Below are 21,862 nucleotides of genomic sequence, written 5' to 3' on the forward strand. Positions count from 1 at the left end.
TTGGGCGGGGGGGAAGGGACGAAAGACTTCCCGGTTCGCCGCGGCGGCCTGGGCGTGGGCCCGGCCCGCCGAGCGCAGTGCGTGCACCGAGGTGTCCAGGCCCAGGCCGCGGGTGCCGGGTAGTTGGTCGAGTATGTCGGCCAGGTAGTAGCCCGTGCCGCATCCGACGTCCATGACCCTGCCCTGCTCGGGCACGGCGTCGGCCGCCAGACGGGCCACGGCCCGGCAGATGGGCCCGTACTTGCCCGTGGCGAGGAACCGGTCCCGGGCCCGGGTCATGGCCGCGTTGTCGCTGCTGGTGGCGCGGGTGCCCGTCAGGAGGCTGACGTAGCCCTGGCGGGCGATGTTGAAGGTGTGACCCGCCGGGCAGCGCAGTGCGCCGGGGCCGGGGTGGAGACGGGCGCGGCATGTCGGGCAGCGGAGCAGGTCGAGGAGCGGTTCGAGGGCGGGGGGAAGCGACACGGGCACAAGGCACTCCTGGCAACGGTGAAGGGGAGGGACCGTGCCTGCTTGTGCGCTCGGGAAGTCGCCGACCCGGGAAGGGGCGGGGCCGACGTCCGGCCGCATCGGTACGGGCAGCGCCGGAAAGGTGGTTCACGCAGCAGGCACACCAAGGAGGGCGACGCCGGCCGGCATCGCCCTCAACGCCTCCGGATCACAGGAAGCAGCAGTGCGGGGTGCTCATGAATGCCATGCCACGATTGTACGAGCGATCAGCTCGCCGTGTCGGTGAGCATGCCGCGGTAGGCGCGCACCACGTCGGCATAGGCCGTCGCGCTCGGCTTCGGGCGGCGGTGGAAGGTCTCGCGGTCGACCTCGTGGAGGCCGAGCTGAGCACCGTAACCGAAGATCCACTCAAAGTTGTCCATGAGGGTCCAGTGGCAGTAGCCGAGGACGGGCGTGCCCGCGCTGATCTCGGCCGCGAGCCCGTCGATGGCCGCGGGGATGAAAGCGGCGCGTTGGGTGTCGTCCGAGGTCTGGATGCCGTGCTCGGTCACGAGTACCGGCACCCCCGACACCTCATGGGCGTAGCGTGCCGCGCCGGCGAGGGAGCCGGGCGCGATGGCGGTCCCCATGCCGTTGAGTTCGCCGTCGACGGCCACTTCGCCGTCGGGCCCGTGCACGATGCGCTCGTAGTTCTGTACGCCGATGAAGTCGTCGTCGCGCGCCTCGCGCAGCCAGTGGTCGTACACGGCGGCACGCTTCGCGTCGCGGCGTTCTTCGCCGCCGGGAACGGCGACCTCGTCGGCGATCGCGAGGGACACTCCGACGGGCAGGTCGCCGCGGCGGGCCTTGATCGCTTCGCGGGCGGCCCGGTGGGCGTGGGTGAGCGCCTCCTGGAACTCCTCCTGCCGTGCGGCCGGGATGACGTTCGAGGCGGCGTAGTCGGCGCTGCCCGCGGCGCGTGCCGCCGCCGCGAGCATCTGTGTCTTGAGGAGCTCCGCCTCGGCCGGCAGTTTGCCGCCGGTCTGCAACAACTGCTCGAGGTTGGGTTCGTTGAGGGTGACGGCGTAGGCGATCCGGTCGCCGAAGCGTGCCATCACGCGGTCGCACTGTTCGGCGAACCGTGACGGTGCGTCAGGAGACGTCCAGGAACCGACTGTTGCGAACCAGTGCGGGGCGGTGAAGTGGTTGAACGTCACGAGGGGGGCGAGGCCGCGCGCGAGGCAGCCGTCGACCATGTGCTCGTAGTGGTCGAGGGCTTCGGTGGAGACGACGCCGGGCTCGGGCTCGATGCGTGCCCATTCGACGGAGAACCGGAAGGCGTTGAGCCCGAGTCCCGCGACGAGATCGAGGTCCGTCTCCCACCGCTCGTAGCCCCGGCACGCCGGTCCGCTCGGCTCGCGGAAGAGCGAGGGGGTCGTGTGCTCCAGGAACCAGGTATCACTGGCGACGTTGTCGCCCTCGTTCTGGTGCCCTGCGGTGGCAACGCCCCACAGAAAGCCGTCGGGCAGGCTGATGCGGTGTGTCATGTGTGCTCCTACGGAGTGTGGAAGGAGTGCCGGCCGGGGCCGACCTCGACGGGCTCCCGGCCCGGCAGGTCGACCAGCGCGGTGACGTGCGGCGGTACGAGCAGGTCGACGCGCAGCGTGTCTTCCGCGATACGCCAGCCGATCTCGGCACGTCCGTACGGGGTCTCGTGCGCGGCGTTCGCCCAGGTGAGACCGCCGCCCGGACGGGGGCGCACCAGCAGGCGGCGGTAGCCCGGCTCGGCGGGGGCGAGCCCTGCCACGGTGCGGTGGATCCAGTCCGCGACGGCGCCGAGCGCGTAGTGGTTGAACGAGGTCATCTCGCCGGGGTTGACACTGCCGTCGGGCAGCAGGCTGTCCCAGCGCTCCCAGACGGTGGTGGCGCCCATGTCGACCTGGTACAGCCAGGACGGGTAGGACCGCTGCGTCAGCAGCCGGTACGCGGTGTCGACGTGGCCGGTGTCGGTCAGCGCGTCGCACACCAGAGGCGTGCCGAGGAATCCGGTACCGATGCGGTGGCCCCGGTCGGCCACCAGGGCGGCCAGCCGGCGCCCGGCCGCAGCGCGCTCGGCGCCGTCCTCCAGGAGCCGGAAGCACAGGGCGAGGGCGTAGGCGGTCTGGGTCTCCTCCGTCAGCCGTCCGCCGCCGGTGTGGAAGCGGTGCCGGAAGGCGTCCCGTACGGAATCGGCCAGGGCGTGATACCGCCCGGCGTCGTCCTTCTCGCCGAGGACCTCGGCGGTGCGGGCGAGCAGCCGTGCTGAGTGCGCGAAGTACGCGGTGGCGACCAGGGAGGGCGAGGTCATGGCGCGTCCGGGATCGTCCGCCGGCGCGGTCGGATCCAGCCAGTCGCCGAACTGGAAGCCCTCGTCCCGGATGCGGTCGGGGCCGGTGAGGCCGTCGAGGGCGTCGACCCAGGCACGCATGGAGGGGTACTGGGCGCGCAGCACATCAGCGTCGCCGTAGCGTTCGTACAGCACCCAGGGGACGATCACGGCCGCGTCGCACCAGCCGGCCATGGGCGGGTTGCCCGGGGGTGTCGGTACGGGGATGTGCACGGGGATGTCGGGGCTGAACACCGGCGGGATCCGCCGTTCGTCGTCGCCCTGGTCGGCGGCCAGGTCCCGGAGCCACGAGCGCAGGAAGGCGCGCACGTCGTACAGGAAGGCCGCGGTGGGGGCGAAGACCTGGACGTCGCCGGTCCAGCCGAGGCGCTCGTCGCGCTGCGGACAGTCCGTGGGCACGTCGAGGAAGTTGCCGCGCATGCCCCACACGATGTTCTCGTGCAGCCGCTCCAGGGCCGGGTCCGAGCAGGAGAACCATCCGGTGCGGCGCAGGTCGCTGTGGAGGACCACGGCGGTGACGTCGGCCGGGTCCAGAGCGCCCGGCCAGCCCTCGATCTCCGCGTAGCGGAAGCCGTGGAAAGTGAAGCGGGGCTCCCACTCCTCGCCCCCGTCGGCGCCGCGCAGCGTGTAACGGTCGGTGGCGGTGGCGTGCCGCAACGGCCGGGTGCACAACTCGCCGTTCTCCAGGACCTCCGCGTGGCGCAGCGTGACGGTACGGCCCGCCTCGCCCCGGACGCGCAGCCGCAGGCGGCCGACCAGGTTCTGGCCGAAGTCGACGATCGTACGGCCGGCCGGCGAGGTGGTGACGGCGACCGGACGCAGGAACTCGGTGCGGCGCACCGGCGGACTGTCGGCCGGGAAGAGCACGGAGGTGTCGAAGCCGTCGGAGTTGTCGACGCTGCCGGAGTCCAGGACACGCACCGGACGCCAGGCCGAGTCGTCGAAGGCGGGCTCGCTCCAGCCGTCCTGCGCGAGGCGGGCGTCGTACTCCTCGCCCTCGTACAGGCCGGCCGCGACGACGGGTCCCGGGCTCCAGCGCCAGTCGCTGCCGGTGGCGACGGTGTCGATGGTGCCGTCGGCGTACTCGACGCGCAGTTCGGCGAAGAGTGCGGTGTGCCTGCCGTAGATGTCGCGGGTGCCGCCGTTGAAGCCGAGCAGGCCTCGGTACCAGCCGTCGGCCAGGTGTGCTCCCCAGGCGTTGGCGCCCTCGCGGACCAGCCCTGTGACGTCGAAGACCTGATAGCGGTGGCGATGGCGGTAGCTCGTCCAGCCGGGCGCGAGGACGTGATCGCCCACGACGGTCCCGTTCAGCTCCAGCTCGTACACGCCCAGCGCGGTGACGCAGAGCTCGGCCGTCGCGACCGCTCCCCGCGCGGTGAACGTGCCGCGCAGCAGCGCGCCCGGCCGGGGCGCCGCGGTGGACGGCCGCCCGTCCGGGGAGGGGGCGATGGCACGGGCAGTCCAGTGGCGGGGCATGTGGATCTCCTTGGAGCGGGACGGGCAGGCCCGATCATGCAGCCAACACCTAGTGAATACTAGGTGTTGAGTTGTGTGACGCGCACCACGACCCCGTGGGGTGACGAGTACATGACAACACCACATCGGCGCCGTGCGCCTGCCGTGCAGGTGGTCGACCCGCTACAACCCCTGCCCGTCGGCCGAAACGGACCGCATCAAGCGGTCGAGGTGGGCGCGCATCACGGCGATGAGATCGAAGGAGCGGCCGCCGGCCAGCCACTGCTGACGCAGCCCGGCGTCCAGGGCCGCGCACTCGCGGGCGATGCCCTGGTGGTCGATGCCGGGCTTGAGTTCGCCGCTGTTACTGCCGTCGCGCAGCCGGTCGGTGAGCTCGCGGACGCCCTTCTCCTGCCACTGGGCGAAGAAGTCGTGGGCCGGGTGGTCGGGCGCGGTCGCCTCGGCGGCGATCACGACGGCGAGTTCCACCATGCCCGGCATGGTGAGCGTCTCGGCGGTGTCCTCCAGGTGGCAGCGGAAGGCGTCCCGTACCGAGTCCGAGACGCGCTCCCACTGCTTGTCCATGCGCTCGTGCCAGTACTCGACCACGGCCAGCAGGAGTTGCTGCTTGTCGCGGAAGTGGTGGAGCAGCCCGGCGTCGGTGATCTCGGCGTCCCGGGCGATGCGGGCGAGCGAGGTCTTGCGGTAGCCGTCCTGCCCGAAGCGCACCAACGCCGCCTCGAGGATCTGGGTGCGCCGGGCGCGGCCTGTCGTGTAGCCGCCGCGCGGCCCCCTGGGTGTTGCCATGAGGGCACGTTACCGGGGCGGCGCCGCGAGCCGGTCGTGCGGCGAAGTGACGTGTGACGTGGGTCACGTAACGAACACCTAGCGGCCACTAAGTGTTCGGGTCATCATCGACCCCACGCCGCGATGGATTGCCGCGCTGTCACCCCCGCAGGGCTGTGCGACGGCGGACTGGTTCCTCCGCGCCTCCCGTTGCGCCTTCACCTTCCCGCACCTCCGTGAAAGGAGGGCTGGCATGACACTGACGTCGCCGAGCCCCTCACCCGACAGTGCGTCTCCGGCCGACGCGAGCGGACGATGGTCCTTCCGTCTCGTCCTGGTGCTGATCGCGCTCGCCTGGCCCACGCAGCTGCTGGCCGCCGGCGGAATCATCGGCGCCAACGCCACCTCGAGCGTGGCGCAGACCTTCCACACCACTCAGGTGGCGTGGTTCGGTCTGACGCTCACGCTGGTGTCCACGCTGCTCACGCCGTTCGTCATCAAGCTGGGCGACCTGTACGGCAAGAGGCGTGTCATGCTCGCCATGACCGCTCTGGGGGCGCTGGGCGAGGCCATCGCCGCCATGGCCGGCAGCTTCTGGCTCGTCCTCGCGGGCCGGGCGATCGCCGGTTTCTACGGGCCGTTCGGCGCGCTGTCGTTCGCCGCGGTGCGGGACATCTTCCCGCACCGGCTGGTGAAGTCGGCGAGCGCCGTCATGGGCAGCAGCGTCGGGCTCGTGGGTCTGGGCGCACCTTTCCTGGCGGGCTGGCTCATCGACGCCTGGGGCTTCCGCGGCGGGCTGTGGTTCCTCGCCGGCTCCACGGCCCTCGCGTTCGCGCTGGTCGCCTGGGTGATTCCGGAGACGCCGCGGCACGCCTTCGACTCCGGCTTCGACTGGCTCGGCGGCCTGTTCCTCGGTGGCGGGCTGACCGCCCTGGTCTACGGCGTCGGCCAGGGGCAGAGCTGGGGCTGGGCCGACGGCAGAACGCTCGGCTGGCTCGCCGCCGGTCTCGTGGCGCTGGCCGTCTTCCTCCGTGTCGAGCGGTCCAGTGCCCATCCCATCCTGGATCTGCGGGTGCTGCGCCGTCGCCCGGTGGCTGTGGCGCTCACCGCCGCGGGACTCGCCCAGACCGTCGCGTTCACGATGCCCGGTCTCGCCATCGTGCTGGCCCTGTACCCCCGTATTCCCGGTGTCTCGGCGGGTCTCGGCTGGACGGCACAGCACAACGCCGTGGTCAGTGTGAGCTGGAATCTGGTGATGCTCTGCACCGGCCTCCTCGCCGGCCGGTGCCTGCGCCGCCTGGACCCGCGCAGAGTGTGGAGCGCGGGGCTGGTGCTCATGGCGGTCGGCTACGCGCTCGTCGGTTTCTTCCACGGCGACGAGCTCGAACTCGCCCTGACGTCCTGCCTGGCCAACATCGGCTCCGGCGTGGTGATGGCGGTGGCACCGGTACTCGTCGTCGGCGTCGTCTCGCGCGAGGAGCAGGGGCTCGGCAGCGGCATGCTCAACATGCTGGTCAGCCTGTTCGGCGCCGTTCTCACCGCCGGCGCCTACGCCGTCCTGAACGCCCACAGCACCGTGGCGAAGGGCACCGCGCTCTACCAGGACGCCGGGTACACCGGGGTGTTCTGGCTCGGCGCCCTCGTCACTCTCGCGACGTTGGCGCTCTCCCTGTTCATCCCACGGCTGCGCGATCCCGTGGACGAGGACGCCGTACCCGCCTGAGCCGCGCGGGGCCGCGGCGCCATCTTTCTGCGCGGCGGCGCGGGGCCTCGATGCCGTAAGTCAGTGCCGTGGTGTTCCGGTCCGGCGGGCGGCTGTTCCGCGGAGATGGGCATTGATTACGGCTGCGAGGGTGGTGGGGTCGTCGAGCCAGGGGAAGTGGCCGCCCGACGGCTGGACGAAGGACGTGCCGTGGGCGAACACCGCCGCGAGTTGTTCGCCGGTGCGCGGGGTGGGGAAGGGATCCAGTTCGCCGGTGATCACCAGTACGGGGACGGAGAGCCGTCCCAGCGCCGTCCGTACGGCCGCGGCGTCGAAGTCGAATCCCGCGTAGAACCCCTCGGCGGCGGCGAGGCCGATCTGCTCCGGCTCGGCGGCGGCGTGGGAGCGTGCCCGGTCGTCCCAACGGCCGTAGTAGAAGGGGGCCGCCGGCACCCGGTACGGGAGGGTTTCCGCCATGGTGGCGGAGCCGACCCAGCGGTCGATCGCCGCACGGGCACGCGGGTACCACTCCTCGTGCCTACGCAGCAGCAGTGCCTGGTGGAAGTCCGCCACGTCGATGCCCACCAGCCGGCTGCTCGGCGCCACCAGGATCAGGTGCGAGAGGCGATCGGGGTGCCGCAGGGCGTACAGCATCGCGGTGTTGGCAGCCGAGGAGTGCGCGAGCAGCGCGGGGCGCTCGTGGCCGAGATGCTTCAGCAGGGCTTCGACGTCTTGGACCGCCGCGGCGGCGCGGTAGGTGGCAGCGTCATCGGGTGCCGCGGAGTCCCCGGTGCCGCGGTTGTCGAGGCGTACGACGGTCCGGCCCGGCAGGCAGTCGGTGAGGTCCGAGAGGTAGGCCGAAGCGCGTCCCGGGCCACCTGCCAGGCAGACGACCGGGGGGCCTTCCCCTGCGGAGTGGTAGGCGAGTTCGACGCCGTCGAAGGAGGGGAACGTGAACATGCGCGGGTGCTCCTTCCGGGGCGGCCGGGACCTCAGGGGCCCGGCCGCCGGGGGCCGGTGATCACGGACGGCCGGCCGCCGTGGCCGGTGCGGCCGGGTCCTCGGCCAGCCGTGTGAGGGCGTCGACATGGGCGGCCACCGCCTCGCGGACCTGCGCGGGCGACCAGAATCCCGGGTCGGCGGCCACATCGAGGACCAACAGGTCGTTGTCCGGTTCCTGGATGACCTCCACCCGCAGCGGGTGGCTCGACCGGTCCCGGATGTCGGCCTCACCGACCGTGATGCCGCCGAGTGCGGACAGCCGCGACCGCTCGTGGAACTGCACATAGTTGAACGAGACGTCGAAAGGCGCCCCGCCGGCCATCTCGTGCAGTTCGGCATAGGGGAACCGGCGGTGCGGCAGGAGCGCGCGCTCCTGGTCGAAGGTCTTGCGTGCCAGATCGGCCCAGCTTCCCCCGAGATCGATCCCCAGGGGCAGCAGGTTCAGGAAGAGCCCGATCAGCCGGTCTCCGTCGGGCGTCTCGGGGCGTCCGTTCATCACCACACCGGTCACCGGGACGGTCGTGTTCCGGAGCGCACCGAGGGCGGCGAGATGGGCAGCCAGTGCGAGATTCTTGAGCGGCAGTCGCGTCAGTTCCCGTGCGCTCACGAGCCCTTGGCCGACGGACGGCGGCAGTGTCTCGGTCAGTCTGATGCGCTCGGCGGAGCGCGGCGCCTCCTGCGGGCGGGCGTTCCTGGGCAGCGAACGGAGACGTTCGGCCCAGAAGGCGCGCGACACGGCGGAGTCGAGGGACGCCTGTTCCAGGCCGATGAAGGAGGCGTAGCCGGCGGCCGGCTCGGCGGCGACCATGGTGGTGCCCGTGTCGAGCAACTCCACGTAAGCGCTGAGGAGTTCGGCGGCGAAGACGGACTCGCTCCAGCCGTCCATGATCGCGTGATGGAAGCCGTACGTGATCTGGAAGGCGGTGTCGCCGAACGTGCTGACGCGGAGGCGGATCAGCGGCCCCTGCGCCAGGTCGAAGGGGCGCGCCGCGTCGGCGATGTCTTCCTCCGGCGCCTCGGGCCCCGCGCTCGCGGCATCCCGGCGCACGACCGTGAGCGGAATCGCCAGGTCCTGCTCGACCAGCTGGAGCGGGACGCTGAAATCACCGAGGGAGAAGCGCGTGCGGAGCACCGGATGCGCGGCCGAGACGAGGCCGAGAGCCCGGCGGAACAACCCCTCGTCGAAGGCTCCCTCGACCCGCCGGGAGATGACGTCGTGGTAGAGGGCGCCGTCCTCGTCGAGGACGCTCTCGAAGATCAGGCCGAGCTGCATGGTCGTGGCCGGGTAGGCCGCCTCCACGCCGTCGGGGAGCGCGGCCCGGTCCTCCTGGCTCAGCAGCGCGGGGACCGCCGCGGCGGGGGCGGCTTCCTCAAGGGGGGCCTCGGCGGCCTCCGGCTCGGCGTCCGGGCTGATGGCGCGGATGGTGGGGGTGCTGAACAGCGTGGTGAGCGAGATCTCGATGCCACGTTCCTCCGCGGCGCCGATGACCCGGATCGCGAGGATGGAGTCGCCGCCCAGCGCGAAGAAGTCCTCGTCGAGGCCCACTTCCGGCAGGTCGAGCACGGTGCGCCAGATCTCCGCCAGGGCCCGCTGCGCCTCGGACATCGCCGTCTCCGGCGCGGCTTCCGGGCGGCTCGCGGGCGGTGTGTCGCCGCGTACGTCCCGCAGCGCGGCCCGGTCCAGTTTGCCGCCGGGAGTCGTCGGGAGCGCGTCCGTGGTGCGGTAGGCGGACGGCACCATGTACGCCGGCAGCGCGGCCGCGGCCAGTTCGCGTACTTCGGCCAGCACCTCCGGGGCGTCCGCTCCGGGCACGGTGACCACGTGGGCCACGAGCTGCCGGGTGTCGCTCTCGGACGGGGTGGCGACGACTGCGGCCGCGTGCACCCCGGGGTGTCCCATGAGCACCGACTCCACCTCGCCGGGCTCCACCCGGTGGCCGCGGATCTTCACCTGCTCGTCGGCCCGCCCGATGAACTCGATCTCCCCGTCCGGGCGCAACAGGCCCAGGTCGCCGGTCGCGTACATGCGCGCACCGGGGACGGGGGAGTGGGGGTCGGGGACGAAGCGCCGTGCGGTGAGCCCGGGAAGGCCGTGGTAGCCGCGGGTCACACAGGCTCCACCGATGTGGATCTCCCCGATCTCGCCGACCCGCACCGGCCGCAGCCGGGAGTCCAGCAACCGGACCGTGGCGTTCTCGATCGGTCGGCCGATCGGGACCGACGCCGCGTCCTCGGCCACGTGGCTGATCTCGTACCGGCTGACCAGCGTCGTCGTCTCGGTGGGGCCGTAGACATTGGCGAATACGGCGCCTCGCCGGCCCGCGTCGGCCGCATAGGCGCGCGCGACGGGGACGGCCATGGCCTCACCGCCCACGATGAGCTGACGGACCGAGGCGAAGCTGCTGATACGGGTGCGCACCAGTTCGTGGAAGAGCGGCGGGGTGAGCAGCAGCGTGGTCACCTGCTGTTCGCGCAGCACCGCGGGCAGTTCTTCGATGGCCTGGTACGAGGGCGCCGCGATCACCAGCCGGGCCCCGGACAGCAGCGCTCCCCAGATCTCCCAGGCGGAGGCGTCGAAAGAGGTCGGTGCCAACTGGAGGAAGGTCTCCTCCGGGCCGAAGTGGACGTACTTCTGGTGCGTGACCAGCCCGGTCAGATTGCGGTGCGTCACGCCCACGCCCTTGGGCACCCCCGTCGAGCCCGAGGTGTAGATGAGGTACGCGAGGGAGTCGACGGGCACGTCGGGCAGCGGGAAGGTCCCGGTGTCGACGCCGCCGGTGGCCGTGTCCTCCTCGGGGCCCTCGATGCCGAGTACCGGGCGGCCGTACTCCGCTGCCTGCTCGGCGTGCTCGGGCGTCGTCAGGATCATTCGCGCGTCGGCGTCCTCGACGAGGTGCCGCAGCCGGTCGGCGGGGTACTCGGGCGAGAGCGGTACGTATGTTCCGCCGGCCTTGAGCACGGCCAGCGCGGCCACGACGAACGCGACGGAGCGGTGGGCGAGTACCCCGACCGGAGTCTCGATCTCCACGCCTGCCCGGCGCAGTCGGCGGGCCAGCGCGTCCGTCAGCTCCCGCAGTTCGCCGTAGCTGACGGTCCGCTCGCCGCTCGTCAGCGCGGTATGGCCGGGATCCTGCGCTGCCACCCGGTCGAAGCGGACGTGTATCGGCTCGGCCGTGTCGCCGTGGGGCTGGTTGTCGTGGGGCATGGCTTTTCCGTCCGTCGGGGCGTCAGGGGTGGAGGCGGACCGGGAGGCTGCTGAAGCCCCGGAGGAACGTCGAGTAGATGGGCAGGGCGGGCCCGGCCGCTTCGATGCTGCCGACGAGGTCGCGCAGCGCTGCGAGCAGGGCGGAGATCTCGATGCGTGCCAGGTGGGCGCCGATGCAGAAGTGCGGGCCGTAGGCGAAGGTGAGATGGCGGTTGGGGGTGCGTGCCAGGTCGAAGCGGAGGGGCCGGTCGAACTCGGCCTCGTCGAAGTTGGCCGACAGCGTCCACGCGACGACCGCGTCACCCTCCCGGATCTGCTCCCCGTGCAGGACCGTGTCCTGGGTGGCGGTACGTCCCACATGGATCGCCGGGGAGGTCCAGCGCAGGATCTCCTCGGTCGCGGACTCAAGGGAAACCGAGCCGTCCTTGAGGGCGCGCCACTGGTCCGGATGTTCCAGCAGCGCGCGCACCCCGCTGATCATGGCGAGGCGGGTCGTCTCGTCGCCGCCCAGGATCAGGCTGTAGCAGTTGAACACCACTTCGTCGTCGGTCAGCCGGCCGCCGTCGACGGTCCCGTTCGCCAGCAGGGTGATCAGGTCGTCCTGGGCGTCGGCGCGCCGGGCCCGCGCCAGCCGTGCGAAGTACAGCAGCAACTCGCCCTGGGACAGCCGGGTACCGGCATCCGCCTCCTGGGCCGAGTCCGAGCTGAGGGCCGAGCTGGTGTGCCGCAGGATGAACGCGCGATCGGCTTCCGGGACGCCCAGCAGGTCGCAGATCGCGGTGAGCGGGATGCGCGCCGCGACGTCCTGGGCGAAGTCGGACTCGCCCTTCTCCAGCGCGGCGGCGATCAGAGATCCGGTGGCCGCGAAGATCCGTTCCCGCAGGGAGGCCAGCGCGGCGGGCGTGAAGGCCTGCCACAGCAGCCGCCGCAGTCGGTTGTGCCGGTGCCCGTCGCTCACCGCCAGCATCCGGCCGCTGGCGGAGTCACCGCCGCCGAGCAGCGTGGACAACACGTTGCCGCCCGTGGAGACGAAGCGGTCCGCGTCGCGGCACACGGCCGTCATGTCGGCGTGGCGCGTGACCACCCAGAAGCCGGGCGCGCCGGCGGAGCGCGGCGGGTGCCAGACCACCGGCCGGCCGGCCCGCAGCTCCGCGAACAGGGGGCGGAGGTCCTGCTCGGCGTGGACGCGCGGATCGGTGAGGTCCACATTCAGCGACGGGGCCCCGGCGAGGGATGTCGGGTCGGTCATGGGAACGGGCTCCTGTCAGTGGGCGGCCAGCGCGGACGCCGGAACCGTCCGGGTCTCGCCTTCGAAGTCGAAGGTGAAGGACACCAGGTCCATGACGCGCGCCAGTTGCTGCCGCATCTCCGCGTGGTCGGCGGCGTCACCGCTGACCAGATCCAGCGCCTGGGTCATGACACCGCTGTCCACGAGGTCCGCGGCGCGTATGTACGGGGTGTACCGGCTCACTCCGGGGACGGCGCACGCCGCGCGCCACCCGGTGACCTCGACGAGTCGGCAAGGGCGGGTGGGGGCGGGGTTGTTGTACTGCCAGAACACCCGGTCCGGGGCTGTGCGGACGGGGACCACCGGCTCGCCGAGCGCGGTCAGCCCGGCGAGCCGGACCATGTCCACGCCGCAGGCCCGCAGGGCCAGTTCGTTGATGTGTCCGCCGAGGCGGCCGTTGACCTCGATGATCCGCGGCCCCTGCGGGGTGAGTTTGATTTCGGTGTGGGTGATGCCCGAGGTGACGCCCATGGCCTGGATCGCGCCCGTCGTCAGCGCCAGGACCTCGCTCCGCGCCCCGTCGTCCAGTGCGGCGGGCCAGAACTGACCCGTTTCGCGGAAGGGCGGGGCGAGCGGGAACTTGCCGGTGACCGCCATGTGCTCGGGTTCGCCGCCGAGGACCAGGCTCTCGACCGACACATAGTCCCCGAAGGGCGAGTCCGGGCTGCCGGACAGCAGCTCCTCCAGGACGAAACCGGCGGTGGACGGGCCCCGCGCCAGCAGGGTCCGCAGGGTCCGGCGCCCGGCCTCGGCGTCGTCCACGCGGTGGGTGTCCCGGCTGCCGCCGCCCCAAGCGGGCTTGAGTACCGCCGGCAGGCCGACGGCCGCCACCGCGGAGTCCCAGTCCTCCGCACCGCGCAGCAGACGCTGTGCCGTGGTGTCGATGCCCGCCTGCCGCAGGGCGGCGCGTTGTGCGTGCTTGTCGGTGAGCCGCGTGACGGTGGCGGCATCGTGGTAAGGCAGGCCCAGGGAACCGGCGAGCGCGCCCGTGGTGGGCAGCATCGACTCGCTGAAGGTCACGATGCCGTCGGGGCGGTGGGCGGCGAGCGCCCTGACGTCGGCAGTGTGCTCGCCGGTAAGTGCGACGACGTCGCCGAGCCGCTCCATCACGGGCAGGAGCCGTTGTGCGGCGGGCGTGGACGCCACAGCGAAGACGAGCGAGGCGGTGCCGGACAGACCGCTGTACACCTCCATGGGGTGTACAGCGCCTTTGTCGTGGACGACAGCCAGCTTCTTCATGTGGCGCCCTTCTCCAGAGCGTTCACAAAGGCGCCGAAGGTGCTGTTCTTGAGCAGGACCTTGACGGAGACCTGGTGCCCGAGGAGCGGGCCGAGTCGCGCGCACAGCCGCAGGGCCTTCAGGCTGGTGCCGCCCGTCCGGAAGAAATTGTCGGCGTCGGTGGGCGCGTGGCCGTTCAGGACCTCCGCCCAGACGGCCGCGGCGTGCTCCCGGACGGGGCCGATGGTGTGGTCGGTCACTGCGTCTCCCTCGACAGGGCGACCGGCAGGCGGTCGATGCCCCACATGAAATTGGACCGCATGCGCTTCACAGGGCCGGTGATCTCCATGTGACCCACACGGTCGGCGAGAACCTGGAGGAGGACCTTGAGCTCCACCCGCGCGAGGGGTGCGCCCAGGCAGAAGTGCGGCCCCAGGCCGAAGGTGAGATGCCGGTTCGGCGTACGCCCCAGGTCGAACCGGTCGGGGTCCGGGAACACGCTCTCGTCCCGGTTGGCCGAGGAGTTCCAGAGCGCGACGGCCTCACCGGCGCGCACCTGCTGCCCGCCGACCTCCACGTCCTGGGTCGCCACACGCATAACGTGCAGGGCCGGGCTGGTGTAACGCAGTACTTCGTCGACCGCCGACTCGATGTCCACCTCGCCCGTCTTCAGGCGGTGCCATTCGCCGGGGTTCTCGATGAGGGCCACCAGGCCGGCGGCGGAGGCGTGCCGGGTGGTCTCGTTCGCTCCGGTGACCAGGCCGTCGCAGTTGAGCAGGACTTCCTCGTCGGTGAGCGGGCGCCCGCCCATGTCGCCCTGGATCAGCGCGCTGACCACGTCGTCGCCGGGGTTGCGCCGACGCTCCGCCACGAGGTCGGTGTAGTACAGGAAGATCTCCGAGTGCGCCTCGGTCTTCTGGAGCTGGTCCATCGGGCAGCCGCCGGACGTGCCCACGGACGCGCCGAACGCCTGGCTGGTGAGTTCGATCATCGTCGAGCGCTCCGCCTGCGGGACGTTCATGATGTCGCAGATGATCGCGGCCGGCAGTACGGCGGCGACCTCGCTGACGAACTCGACGGTCCCCTTCTCCAGCACCTGATCCACCAGAGGCTCGATCACCCGGCGCATGGACTCCTCCAGCGTCGCCACGACGCGGGGGACGAAGGCCGAGTTCATCAGCTGGCGCAGGCGCGGGTGCACCGGCGGATCGGTGACGATCAGCATCTTGCCCGCGGCGGCCTTCACGGCCGCGGGATCGGAATCGACCCGCATCCCCAGTTCGGAGGTGAAGGCGCTCGTGTTGCGGTAGACCTCCAGCGCCGGCCGGTAGGACATGACCGACCAGAAACCGGGGCCGGGCGGGTGCTCGTTCCAGAACACGGGCGTCGTCGCGCGCAGATGTGCCCAGGTGGCGACCGGATCACCCGATTCGTACAGACCGGGGTCCGCGACGTCGGTGGTGACGGACACGGCTCAGCCTTCCTTCCTGACGGCGAACGCCTCGTAGATCTCGGTCCCGCTCAGCAGCGCGTCCTGTTCCAGCGCGACGGTGAATCCGTGGCCGCGCAGCAGCGAGGTGAACGCGTCGAGCGCGCCGTCGATGTCATGTACCTCGGCGACGACCTGCTTGATCTTCGGCCAGTCCGCGTCCGCGACCCCGCGCAGGACCTCCAGCTCGCTCTTCTCGACATCGACCTTGAGGAGGTCGATCGAGTCGACACCGCGCTCGGCGATCACCTCGGACAGGGTCCGCACCGGACATTCGATGGACAGCGAGGAGTGGCGGCCGCTCACCATGTCGTCGATGTCCTCGTCGTCGAATCCGCTGCGCTCGAGGAAGGTGTGCATCAGCGCCGACTCGGCCTCCGGGTCGGCGTGGAAGCCCGACATCGTGGAGGAGTCCGGGTAGTAGGACATGGTGCCGGTGCCCGAGTAATCGGACAGCGCACAGGCAGTTGCCGTTCCCTTGATGTCGTGTACGGCGAAATTCGCCGTGAGCGCCGCGTGGGGAATCGGCGCCGGCTCGAAGGCGTGAAAGGTGAGCCCGCGACATTCCGAGTGGAAGAAGAGCGCGGACATGCCGATGTTCGCGCCGACATCGAACACCGTGTCACCGGGGGAGAGCGATATTCCGTGCTGCATGTAGCAGCGCTCGGTGAATATGTCCCGGTACAACAGTGCCGTTTCACCGGCATCCACATGATTCACGGTAAGGCCGTTGGGGAGTTTCATCGTTTGCATGAGGGCAATCCTCCGGGGAGCCGCTCGTCGGCAGGGAGCTCAGGAGGCCGGGGAGCCCAGCGCGGCCCGAAGGCTCAGCGGCCGCATGTCGGTCCAGACGGCATCCACGTGGCGGATGCATTCCTCCTCGCTGCCGGTGAATCCGACGGCCTGCCAGCCCTCCGGAATCGCCAGGTCGGCAGGGTGAAGCCCGTATTGCTCCTCCGAGTTGGCGAGAACGGTCCACATCGTGGTGGGGGTGTCGGTCATGGGTGCTCCCGTAACTGGCGTGGATGGCGCACGGAAAGCCGAACCGGAACGTCAGTGGTTCAAGGAATCTTCCGTGCGGCGGAGTCGGGCATGGGCGCGGCTGTTCCGGGCCGCGGTCCATGCGGCCCCGCTGGTCAGTGCGGGACGGGACATGAGCCCAAGTCGGGATGGCGTGGGCGGAGCACTATAAACAGATTTTTTCCGCAAGATCCACTCTTGTATTTACCGGATCGAGGTGCTCTACTGGCCGACCGGATATGGCTGTTCCGATGATCTCCCTCTCATTGCATCCCCCAATGAGGCAGTTTTTCAGCCACCCCCCTCGTGCTCCGTTGACGGTCGGCGGGCTTCGCCGACCTCGTAGCTTCGCGGAGGCGCGCGCCCCACCGAGCGTTGTGATGATCCCGTGCCTCTGGAATGGAAGTGGGTTTTCAGCCAATGACCGCACGCCTGGATGCCGTCGAAACCGAAGTCCGTGACGAAGCGCCGAGGGTGCCTGACGCACCCGCCAACCCGGCGCGGACGGTCGGGGAGCACGCCCGCAGGACGCCGGAGACCATCGCCGTGCGCGCTTACGACGGGACGTACACCTTCCGGGAGTTGGACCGGCGAGCGGATGCGATAGCCGCCGAGCTGACGCGCCTGGGTGCCGGCGCGGAGACGGCGGTGGGGGCGCATCTGGACCGGTCCCGCGACCTGGTCGCCGCGCTCATCGGCACCTGGCGCGCCGGCGCGGTGTTCGTCGCGCTGGACCCGGCCCACCCGCACGCCAGGCTGGCCGCCATCGCCGAGGACGCCGGTCTCGCGGTGGTCGTTTCGCGCCAGGACGCTCCCTTCGCGGACGGCCGGATCGCGCGCATCGACCCGGACACCGCGACCGTAAGGGAAGCCGGCACTCCGGCCGGCGCGTCGCCGTCCCAGTCGCTGGCCTACATCGTCTACACCTCGGGCACCACGGGCGAGCCCAAGGGCGTCGGCATCACCTACGGCAACCTCGCCAATCTGCTCGACAGCGTGGGCACCCTCGCGCCGGCCGAGGGCCAGGAGGGCGGGAACGTGCTGGCCCCCTCCTTCGACGGCTGGCTCTGGTCCACCCTGATCCCGCTGGTGAACGGCCGGGGCGTCGTGCTCGCCGATCCGCGGAACGAGGAGAACACCCTGCTGAAGGGCGAGGTGGCCGTCGTGACGGCCACTCCCTCCCTCCTCGCGGTGCACGAACCGCCCGCGCCGGAAGCGGGCCTGCGGACGGTGGTCTCGGCAGGCGAGGCATGTGCGCCCGACCTCGCGGCCCGCTGGGCGGTGGGCAGGCGGTTCATCAACGCCTACGGCCCGACCGAGACGACGATCTGTGCCACCTGGGCGGACAGCGAGGCGGGCGACGACCCGTCGACCATCGGGCACCCCTTGCCCCACTACCGCGTGCAGGTACTGGACGAACGGCTGCGGTCCGTCCCGGACGGCGAGATCGGTGAGCTCTTCATCTCCGGTGCCGGCGTGGGGCGCGGATACCACAACCGTCCCGGCGTGACGGCCGCTCGGTTCCGGCCCGACCCCTCGGGGAACGGCGAGCGGATGTACCGAACCGGCGACCTCGTGCGGCGCCGGACCGACGGGGCGCTCGAATTCGCCGGACGGGCCGACGACCAGCTCAAGATCCGTGGCTTTCGCGTGGAACCCGCGGAGGTCGAGTCCGCCGCTCGCGCGGTGCCGGGAGTCCGGGCCGCCGCGGCCTTCGCGGTACCCGGGCCGGCCGGCTCCGTCCTGGCCCTGGCCGTGGTGCCCGAGGGCGACGCGGGTCCGGAGCCGGAGGCGGTGCGCGACGCGCTCCGGGCGAAGCTGCCCGAGCACCTGGTGCCGTCCCAAGTACTGTGCCTGGACCGCCTCCCGCAGACCGTGGCAGGCAAGACCGACCAGGCGGAGCTGGTCCGGCTGAGCCAGGAGGCCGCGGACCGTCCGGCATCCTTCGCCGCGCTGTCGACGCCCACTCAGGAACTCGTCGCGCAGGTCTGGTCCAAGGTCCTCGACCTGCCGGTCGAGAGTGCGCACGCGGACTTCTTCGAGCTCGGCGGCCACTCCCTGATCGCCACCCAGGTCGTCGCCACGCTCCGCAGCCGGCTGGGAGTACGGCTGACGATGCGTCAGCTCTTCGCCAACCGAACCGTGGAAGCGCTGGCGGCCGTACTGGACGAACTCGTCGCCGCCCAGGCCGCCGGCGCCTGACCCGGCGCCGCAGGACGACACCCCCCACATCAGCTGTCAGCCCCTCAGGAGTGCCCGATTTCAGCTCCCGAAGAGAACCTCTTGAGCCCGTCGACGGGCGCCTCCGAGGCCGCCCCGCCCGAAGCGGCCGAGGAAGAACGCGTGCCCGGCGCGGCCCGGCTGCCCCGTTCCTACCTGCTGTGGCTCGCCGGCATCCTGGCTTCCCTCGCGGGCAACGCGGTCTTCTACTTCGCTCTCGGCTGGGCGGCCAGTGCGCACGGGGGAGCCGTCGCGGGCCTGGTCCTGAGCGCGGTCACACTGCCCCGCGTGCTCCTCCTGCTCATCGGCGGCGCGGTGAGCGACCGGGTCAGCGCGCGCCGAGTCCTCATCGCGGGAGACGCGGCGATGCTGGTCTTCTCCCTCGTGCTGGCCGCTGTCGCCTACCGGCTCGGGGCCCCGCCCGCCCTCCTCATCGCGGCCGGAGTCGTGGTCGGTGTCGCCGACGCCTTCTACCTTCCGGCTTCCGGGGCGATGCCGCGCCGGCTGGTGACCAAGGAGCAGCTGCCGCGCGCGCTCTCCCTCCGGCAGGTCGGCGGCCAGGTGGTCAACATGGGGGGCGGGCCGCTCGGCGGCGTGCTCGTGGGCATCGCAGGGCTGGCGGGCGTCGCCCTGGTCAACGCCGTCACCTTCGCCCTCGTACTGATCGTGCTGATCGTCGTCCGGTCATGGCGCAAGGTGCCGCCCGCGCCGAAGACGGCCGGCCTGGTCAAGGACGCCTCGGACGGCGTACGCGTCGCGTTCTCCCACCCGGTGCTGCGTCCGGGGCTGCTGCTCACGGGTGTCGCGGCCGGCTTCCTGCTGCCGGTCCTGCCGCTGCTGCTGCCCCTGCTCGCGCGGGCGGAGCACTGGGGCGCGGGCGCCGCCGGCCTGGTGATCGGGGCGGAAGGGGCCGGCATGGTGGCGGTCACCCTGATCGTCGTGCGGCGCGGACCACTGGGCCGCCCAGGACTGCTCGCCGCGAGCGGACTCGTGGTGGCGGGCCTGGGCGTACTCGGACTGGGACTCGCGCCGGGCGTGCCGGCGGCGACGGCCGCCGGCTTGGTCATCGGCATCGGCAACGGCGTCTTCGCCGCGCACATCGCGCCGCTGGTCCTCGCGGTGACACCCGAGAGCCACCTGTCCCGCATCCAGGCCGTACTCGTCCTCGTACAGAGCCTCGCCCTGCTGCTGATGAACAACGTACTCGGCAACCTCGCCGGACTCGGCGGCCCGGCGGCCGCCGTCATCGTCTGCGCCGTGGTGATCGCCGGTGTCGGGCTGCTGGGGCTGGTCTCCGGCCCGCTCCGCAACAACCGCACGGGCCTCTCGTCCCCGTCGGCCTGAGCCCGTGCCGCACCGCCCATTGGAGAGACACATGCCCGACACCGACCGGCAGGTTCCGCTGTCCGCGACCCAGGAACGCCTGTGGCTCCTGGACCAGTTGTCCCCCGAAGGCAGCTACAACGTCGCCCTGTGCTTCGAGCTCGCCGGAACCCTCGACGAGGACGCCCTGCGCCGGGCGGTGCTCTCCCTGACCCGACGCCACGAGGCACTGCGCACCCGCATCGAGGACACCGAGGACGGCCTCCTCGTGGGACGGCTGACGGCGCCGGAAGCCGTCGAGGCCGACATCGAGCGGACCGCCGCCGACGGCCCGGGCGAGTCCCTGGACACCCTGCTGTACGAGGCGGCACTGCGCCCGTTCGACCTGCTCACCGGGCCACTGCTGCGCGTACGGATCGTCGCCCTCCCCGGCGATGTCCACATCGTGCTGGTCGTGTTGCACCACGGCGCCTTCGACGGGCTGTCCGGCCCCCTCCTGACCCGGGAGCTCTGGCACCTCTACGACGCCCATGCCTCCGGGAAGGCCCCGGACCTGCCCGAACCCGTCGGCACGTACGCCGCCTTCGCCCAGTGGCAACGCGCCTGGCTGGACACTCCGGAGGCGGCCGACCAGCTCGCCCACTGGACGAGGCGGCTCCACGATCCGCCGACCGCTCTGGTCCTGGGCGGCCCCGGCCCGGTGCCGGGGGCGCCCGCCGAGACCGGCCGCGCGGTGGTGGAATTCGCCTTCCCGCCGGCGGCGGTGCGCGACGTCACCGCGGCCTGCGACAGTCTCGGCGCGACCCCCTTCATGGTGCTGCTCGCCGCGTTCACCGGCGCCCTGGCACACCACACAGGAGCCGAGGACCTGATCGTCGGCACGTCCGTCACCGACCGCCCCGCCGAGGAGTTCGAGGCGGTCATCGGCCCCTTCGACAACACACTGCTGCTCCGCGTCGGTACCGACGGCGCCCCGACGGCCGGACAGTTCGTCGAGCGGGTGCGTGATGTCGCGGTGGACGCACTGCTCCACAAGGACATTCCGTTCCAGCACGTGGTCCGGGCCCTCGCCCCGGCTCGCGGGGGCTCAGCGGCGCCGGCGCTGTGCAATGTTGCCTTCTCCGTCGAGGAGAAGCCGCAGGACCCCGGCCCGGTGCACGGTGCGGTGGTGACCGCCCACCCCTGGCTGTTCGTTCCCCCGGCCCGGTTCGATCTGACCCTGATGATCGAACTGTCCGGCGAGGCGATGACGGGGCGGTTCTACTTCGATCCCGAACGGATCGGCGAGCCCGCGCTGCGCGCGATGGCGGACGAAGTGACCGCCCTGCCGAACCGGTTCGCACACCAGCCGGACTCCCCCCTGTTCCCCGCCGGAGGGCACAGGGGGCCCGAGCGGACACGCAGTGCACGCAGCGAGGAAGAGGGGGAGCGATGAGCACGGCGAACGCGGACGCACTCGTGCGGGACCGAAAGAAGTGGCTGTGGGAGCCGCGGCCGGCCGGAGCGCCGGTACGCGCGACGCTGGTCGTGCTGCCGCACGCCGGCGGACTGGCCCAGGGCTACGCCAAGTGGGCCCGGTGGTTTCCCGAGGACATACGGGTCATCGCGGTGCAGTACCCCGGGCGGGGCCCCCGCTTCGGAGAAGAGGCCGCCCGCTCGATGGCCGCCCTGGTCGATCCCATCGCCGAAGCCCTGGCCGAGGAGACGGAACTCCACGTCTTCGGCCACAGCCTCGGCGCCATGCTCGGCTTCGAGGTGTGCTGGCGGCTGGCGCGCATGGGCAGGCCGGTACGAGCGTTCTTCCCGTCGGCCGCGCCCGCCTCACACATTCCGCGCAACCCCGCACCCACACCCGCCGAGCCGACGGACGCCGAGCTCGTCGAAGCCCTGGTGGACCGCGGTGGCATGGACCGGGCCGCCCTCGAACACCCTGAACTGCTGGAACTCGTACTCGAAGCGTGCCGCGCCGACCGCGAGGTCACGCTGTCGTACCACTACGGGGAGGAACGCCGCGTGCTGGACTGCCCGGTCGTCGCCTTCGGCGGCACCACCGACGTGGCCGTCGCCCCGGCGGACGTGGCGCGCTGGCCGGAGCTGACCACCGGATCCGGCGAAGTCCACCTACTGGACGGCGGCCACTTCTACCTCAACGACCACATGGCGGCGGTCACCGGCCGGATTCAGCGCCAGATGGCGGCCCGCACAGGCGCGGACACGGAACGGGGGGAGCGGGAGCGCTAGCGAGCTCTCACGGACCTCCACGGTTCGTCCTCCCCGCCCGCCCCGCGCGTCCGCCACCGCCGCGCCGACCACCCGACCATCTCCACCGCTCGCCTCCACGG

At 71.5% G+C, this 21,862-nt stretch carries 17 protein-coding genes; 5 read left to right on the forward strand and 12 right to left on the reverse strand.

Going from position 1 to position 21,862, the window contains the following annotated elements; translation table 11 throughout:
• The 4 genes from ACZ4MH_RS24370 to ACZ4MH_RS24385 form a co-directional block, all read right to left on the reverse strand.
• On the reverse strand, positions 1 to 468 hold a 468-nt coding region (locus ACZ4MH_RS24370), incomplete at its 3' end, for a putative RNA methyltransferase (RefSeq protein ID WP_467754682.1).
• Between the two features lie 245 nt (positions 469 to 713).
• Positions 714 to 1,973, reverse strand: a complete 1,260-nt coding sequence (locus ACZ4MH_RS24375) for a family 1 glycosylhydrolase (RefSeq protein ID WP_351590656.1) — start codon at positions 1,971 to 1,973, stop codon at positions 714 to 716.
• An 8-nt stretch (positions 1,974 to 1,981) separates the two neighbouring features.
• Positions 1,982 to 4,288: a glycoside hydrolase family 78 protein gene (locus tag ACZ4MH_RS24380; RefSeq protein ID WP_351590658.1), complete on the reverse strand. Its 2,307-nt coding sequence runs from the start codon at positions 4,286 to 4,288 to the stop codon at positions 1,982 to 1,984.
• 162 nt (positions 4,289 to 4,450) lie between these two features.
• Positions 4,451 to 5,074 (reverse strand): TetR/AcrR family transcriptional regulator, encoded by a 624-nt coding sequence (locus ACZ4MH_RS24385; RefSeq protein ID WP_351590660.1) that lies wholly within the window; start codon positions 5,072 to 5,074, stop codon positions 4,451 to 4,453.
• 232 nt (positions 5,075 to 5,306) lie between these two features.
• Between ACZ4MH_RS24385 and ACZ4MH_RS24390 the strand changes: the two genes are divergently transcribed.
• A complete protein-coding gene (locus ACZ4MH_RS24390; RefSeq protein ID WP_351590663.1) occupies positions 5,307 to 6,776 on the forward strand; it encodes an MFS transporter in 1,470 nt (489 codons plus the stop codon).
• 60 nt (positions 6,777 to 6,836) lie between these two features.
• Here the strand turns inward: ACZ4MH_RS24390 and ACZ4MH_RS24395 are convergent, their stop codons facing one another.
• The 8 genes from ACZ4MH_RS24395 to ACZ4MH_RS24430 form a co-directional block, all read right to left on the reverse strand.
• Positions 6,837 to 7,715 carry an alpha/beta fold hydrolase gene (locus tag ACZ4MH_RS24395; protein WP_351590666.1) on the reverse strand — a complete coding sequence of 293 codons (879 nt, stop codon included), beginning with the start codon at positions 7,713 to 7,715 and terminating at the stop codon, positions 6,837 to 6,839.
• Positions 7,716 to 7,776: 61 nt separating this feature from the next.
• Positions 7,777 to 10,962 (reverse strand): amino acid adenylation domain-containing protein, encoded by a 3,186-nt coding sequence (locus ACZ4MH_RS24400; RefSeq protein ID WP_351590669.1) that lies wholly within the window; start codon positions 10,960 to 10,962, stop codon positions 7,777 to 7,779.
• A 22-nt stretch (positions 10,963 to 10,984) separates the two neighbouring features.
• Positions 10,985 to 12,211, reverse strand: coding sequence for a cytochrome P450 (locus ACZ4MH_RS24405; RefSeq protein ID WP_351590672.1), 1,227 nt, complete (start codon positions 12,209 to 12,211; stop codon positions 10,985 to 10,987).
• Between the two features lie 15 nt (positions 12,212 to 12,226).
• Positions 12,227 to 13,489: an ATP-grasp domain-containing protein gene (locus tag ACZ4MH_RS24410; RefSeq protein ID WP_351590675.1), complete on the reverse strand. Its 1,263-nt coding sequence runs from the start codon at positions 13,487 to 13,489 to the stop codon at positions 12,227 to 12,229.
• Positions 13,486 to 13,728 (reverse strand): phosphopantetheine-binding protein, encoded by a 243-nt coding sequence (locus tag ACZ4MH_RS24415; RefSeq protein WP_351590678.1) that lies wholly within the window; start codon positions 13,726 to 13,728, stop codon positions 13,486 to 13,488. The genes ACZ4MH_RS24410 and ACZ4MH_RS24415 overlap by 4 nt, the downstream gene beginning before the upstream one ends.
• Positions 13,725 to 14,939: a cytochrome P450 gene (locus tag ACZ4MH_RS24420; protein WP_351590681.1), complete on the reverse strand. Its 1,215-nt coding sequence runs from the start codon at positions 14,937 to 14,939 to the stop codon at positions 13,725 to 13,727. The genes ACZ4MH_RS24415 and ACZ4MH_RS24420 overlap by 4 nt, the downstream gene beginning before the upstream one ends.
• 3 nt (positions 14,940 to 14,942) lie before the next feature.
• Positions 14,943 to 15,668, reverse strand: coding sequence for an FkbM family methyltransferase (locus tag ACZ4MH_RS24425; protein WP_351590684.1), 726 nt, complete (start codon positions 15,666 to 15,668; stop codon positions 14,943 to 14,945).
• Between the two features lie 81 nt (positions 15,669 to 15,749).
• Positions 15,750 to 15,959, reverse strand: coding sequence for an MbtH family protein (locus ACZ4MH_RS24430; RefSeq protein ID WP_351590686.1), 210 nt, complete (start codon positions 15,957 to 15,959; stop codon positions 15,750 to 15,752).
• Positions 15,960 to 16,451: 492 nt separating this feature from the next.
• On the opposite strand from ACZ4MH_RS24430, the gene ACZ4MH_RS24435 reads away from it, so the two are divergent.
• The 4 genes from ACZ4MH_RS24435 (at position 16,452) to ACZ4MH_RS24450 (ending at position 21,761) form a co-directional block, all read left to right on the forward strand.
• On the forward strand, positions 16,452 to 18,179 hold the full coding sequence (locus ACZ4MH_RS24435; RefSeq protein WP_351590689.1) for a non-ribosomal peptide synthetase: 1,728 nt from the start codon (positions 16,452 to 16,454) through the stop codon (positions 18,177 to 18,179).
• 81 nt (positions 18,180 to 18,260) lie between these two features.
• Positions 18,261 to 19,541, forward strand: a complete 1,281-nt coding sequence (locus tag ACZ4MH_RS24440) for an MFS transporter (protein WP_351590692.1) — start codon at positions 18,261 to 18,263, stop codon at positions 19,539 to 19,541.
• A 31-nt stretch (positions 19,542 to 19,572) separates the two neighbouring features.
• Entirely contained in the window at positions 19,573 to 20,955 is a 1,383-nt protein-coding gene (locus tag ACZ4MH_RS24445; protein WP_351590694.1) for a condensation domain-containing protein, read from the forward strand.
• A complete protein-coding gene (locus ACZ4MH_RS24450) occupies positions 20,952 to 21,761 on the forward strand; it encodes a thioesterase II family protein (RefSeq protein WP_351590697.1) in 810 nt (269 codons plus the stop codon). Before ACZ4MH_RS24445 ends, ACZ4MH_RS24450 begins: the two co-directional genes overlap by 4 nt.
• The last annotated feature ends 101 nt before the right edge of the window (positions 21,762 to 21,862 follow it).

The sequence above is a fragment of the Streptomyces sp. NPDC026301 genome (assembly GCF_055567935.1).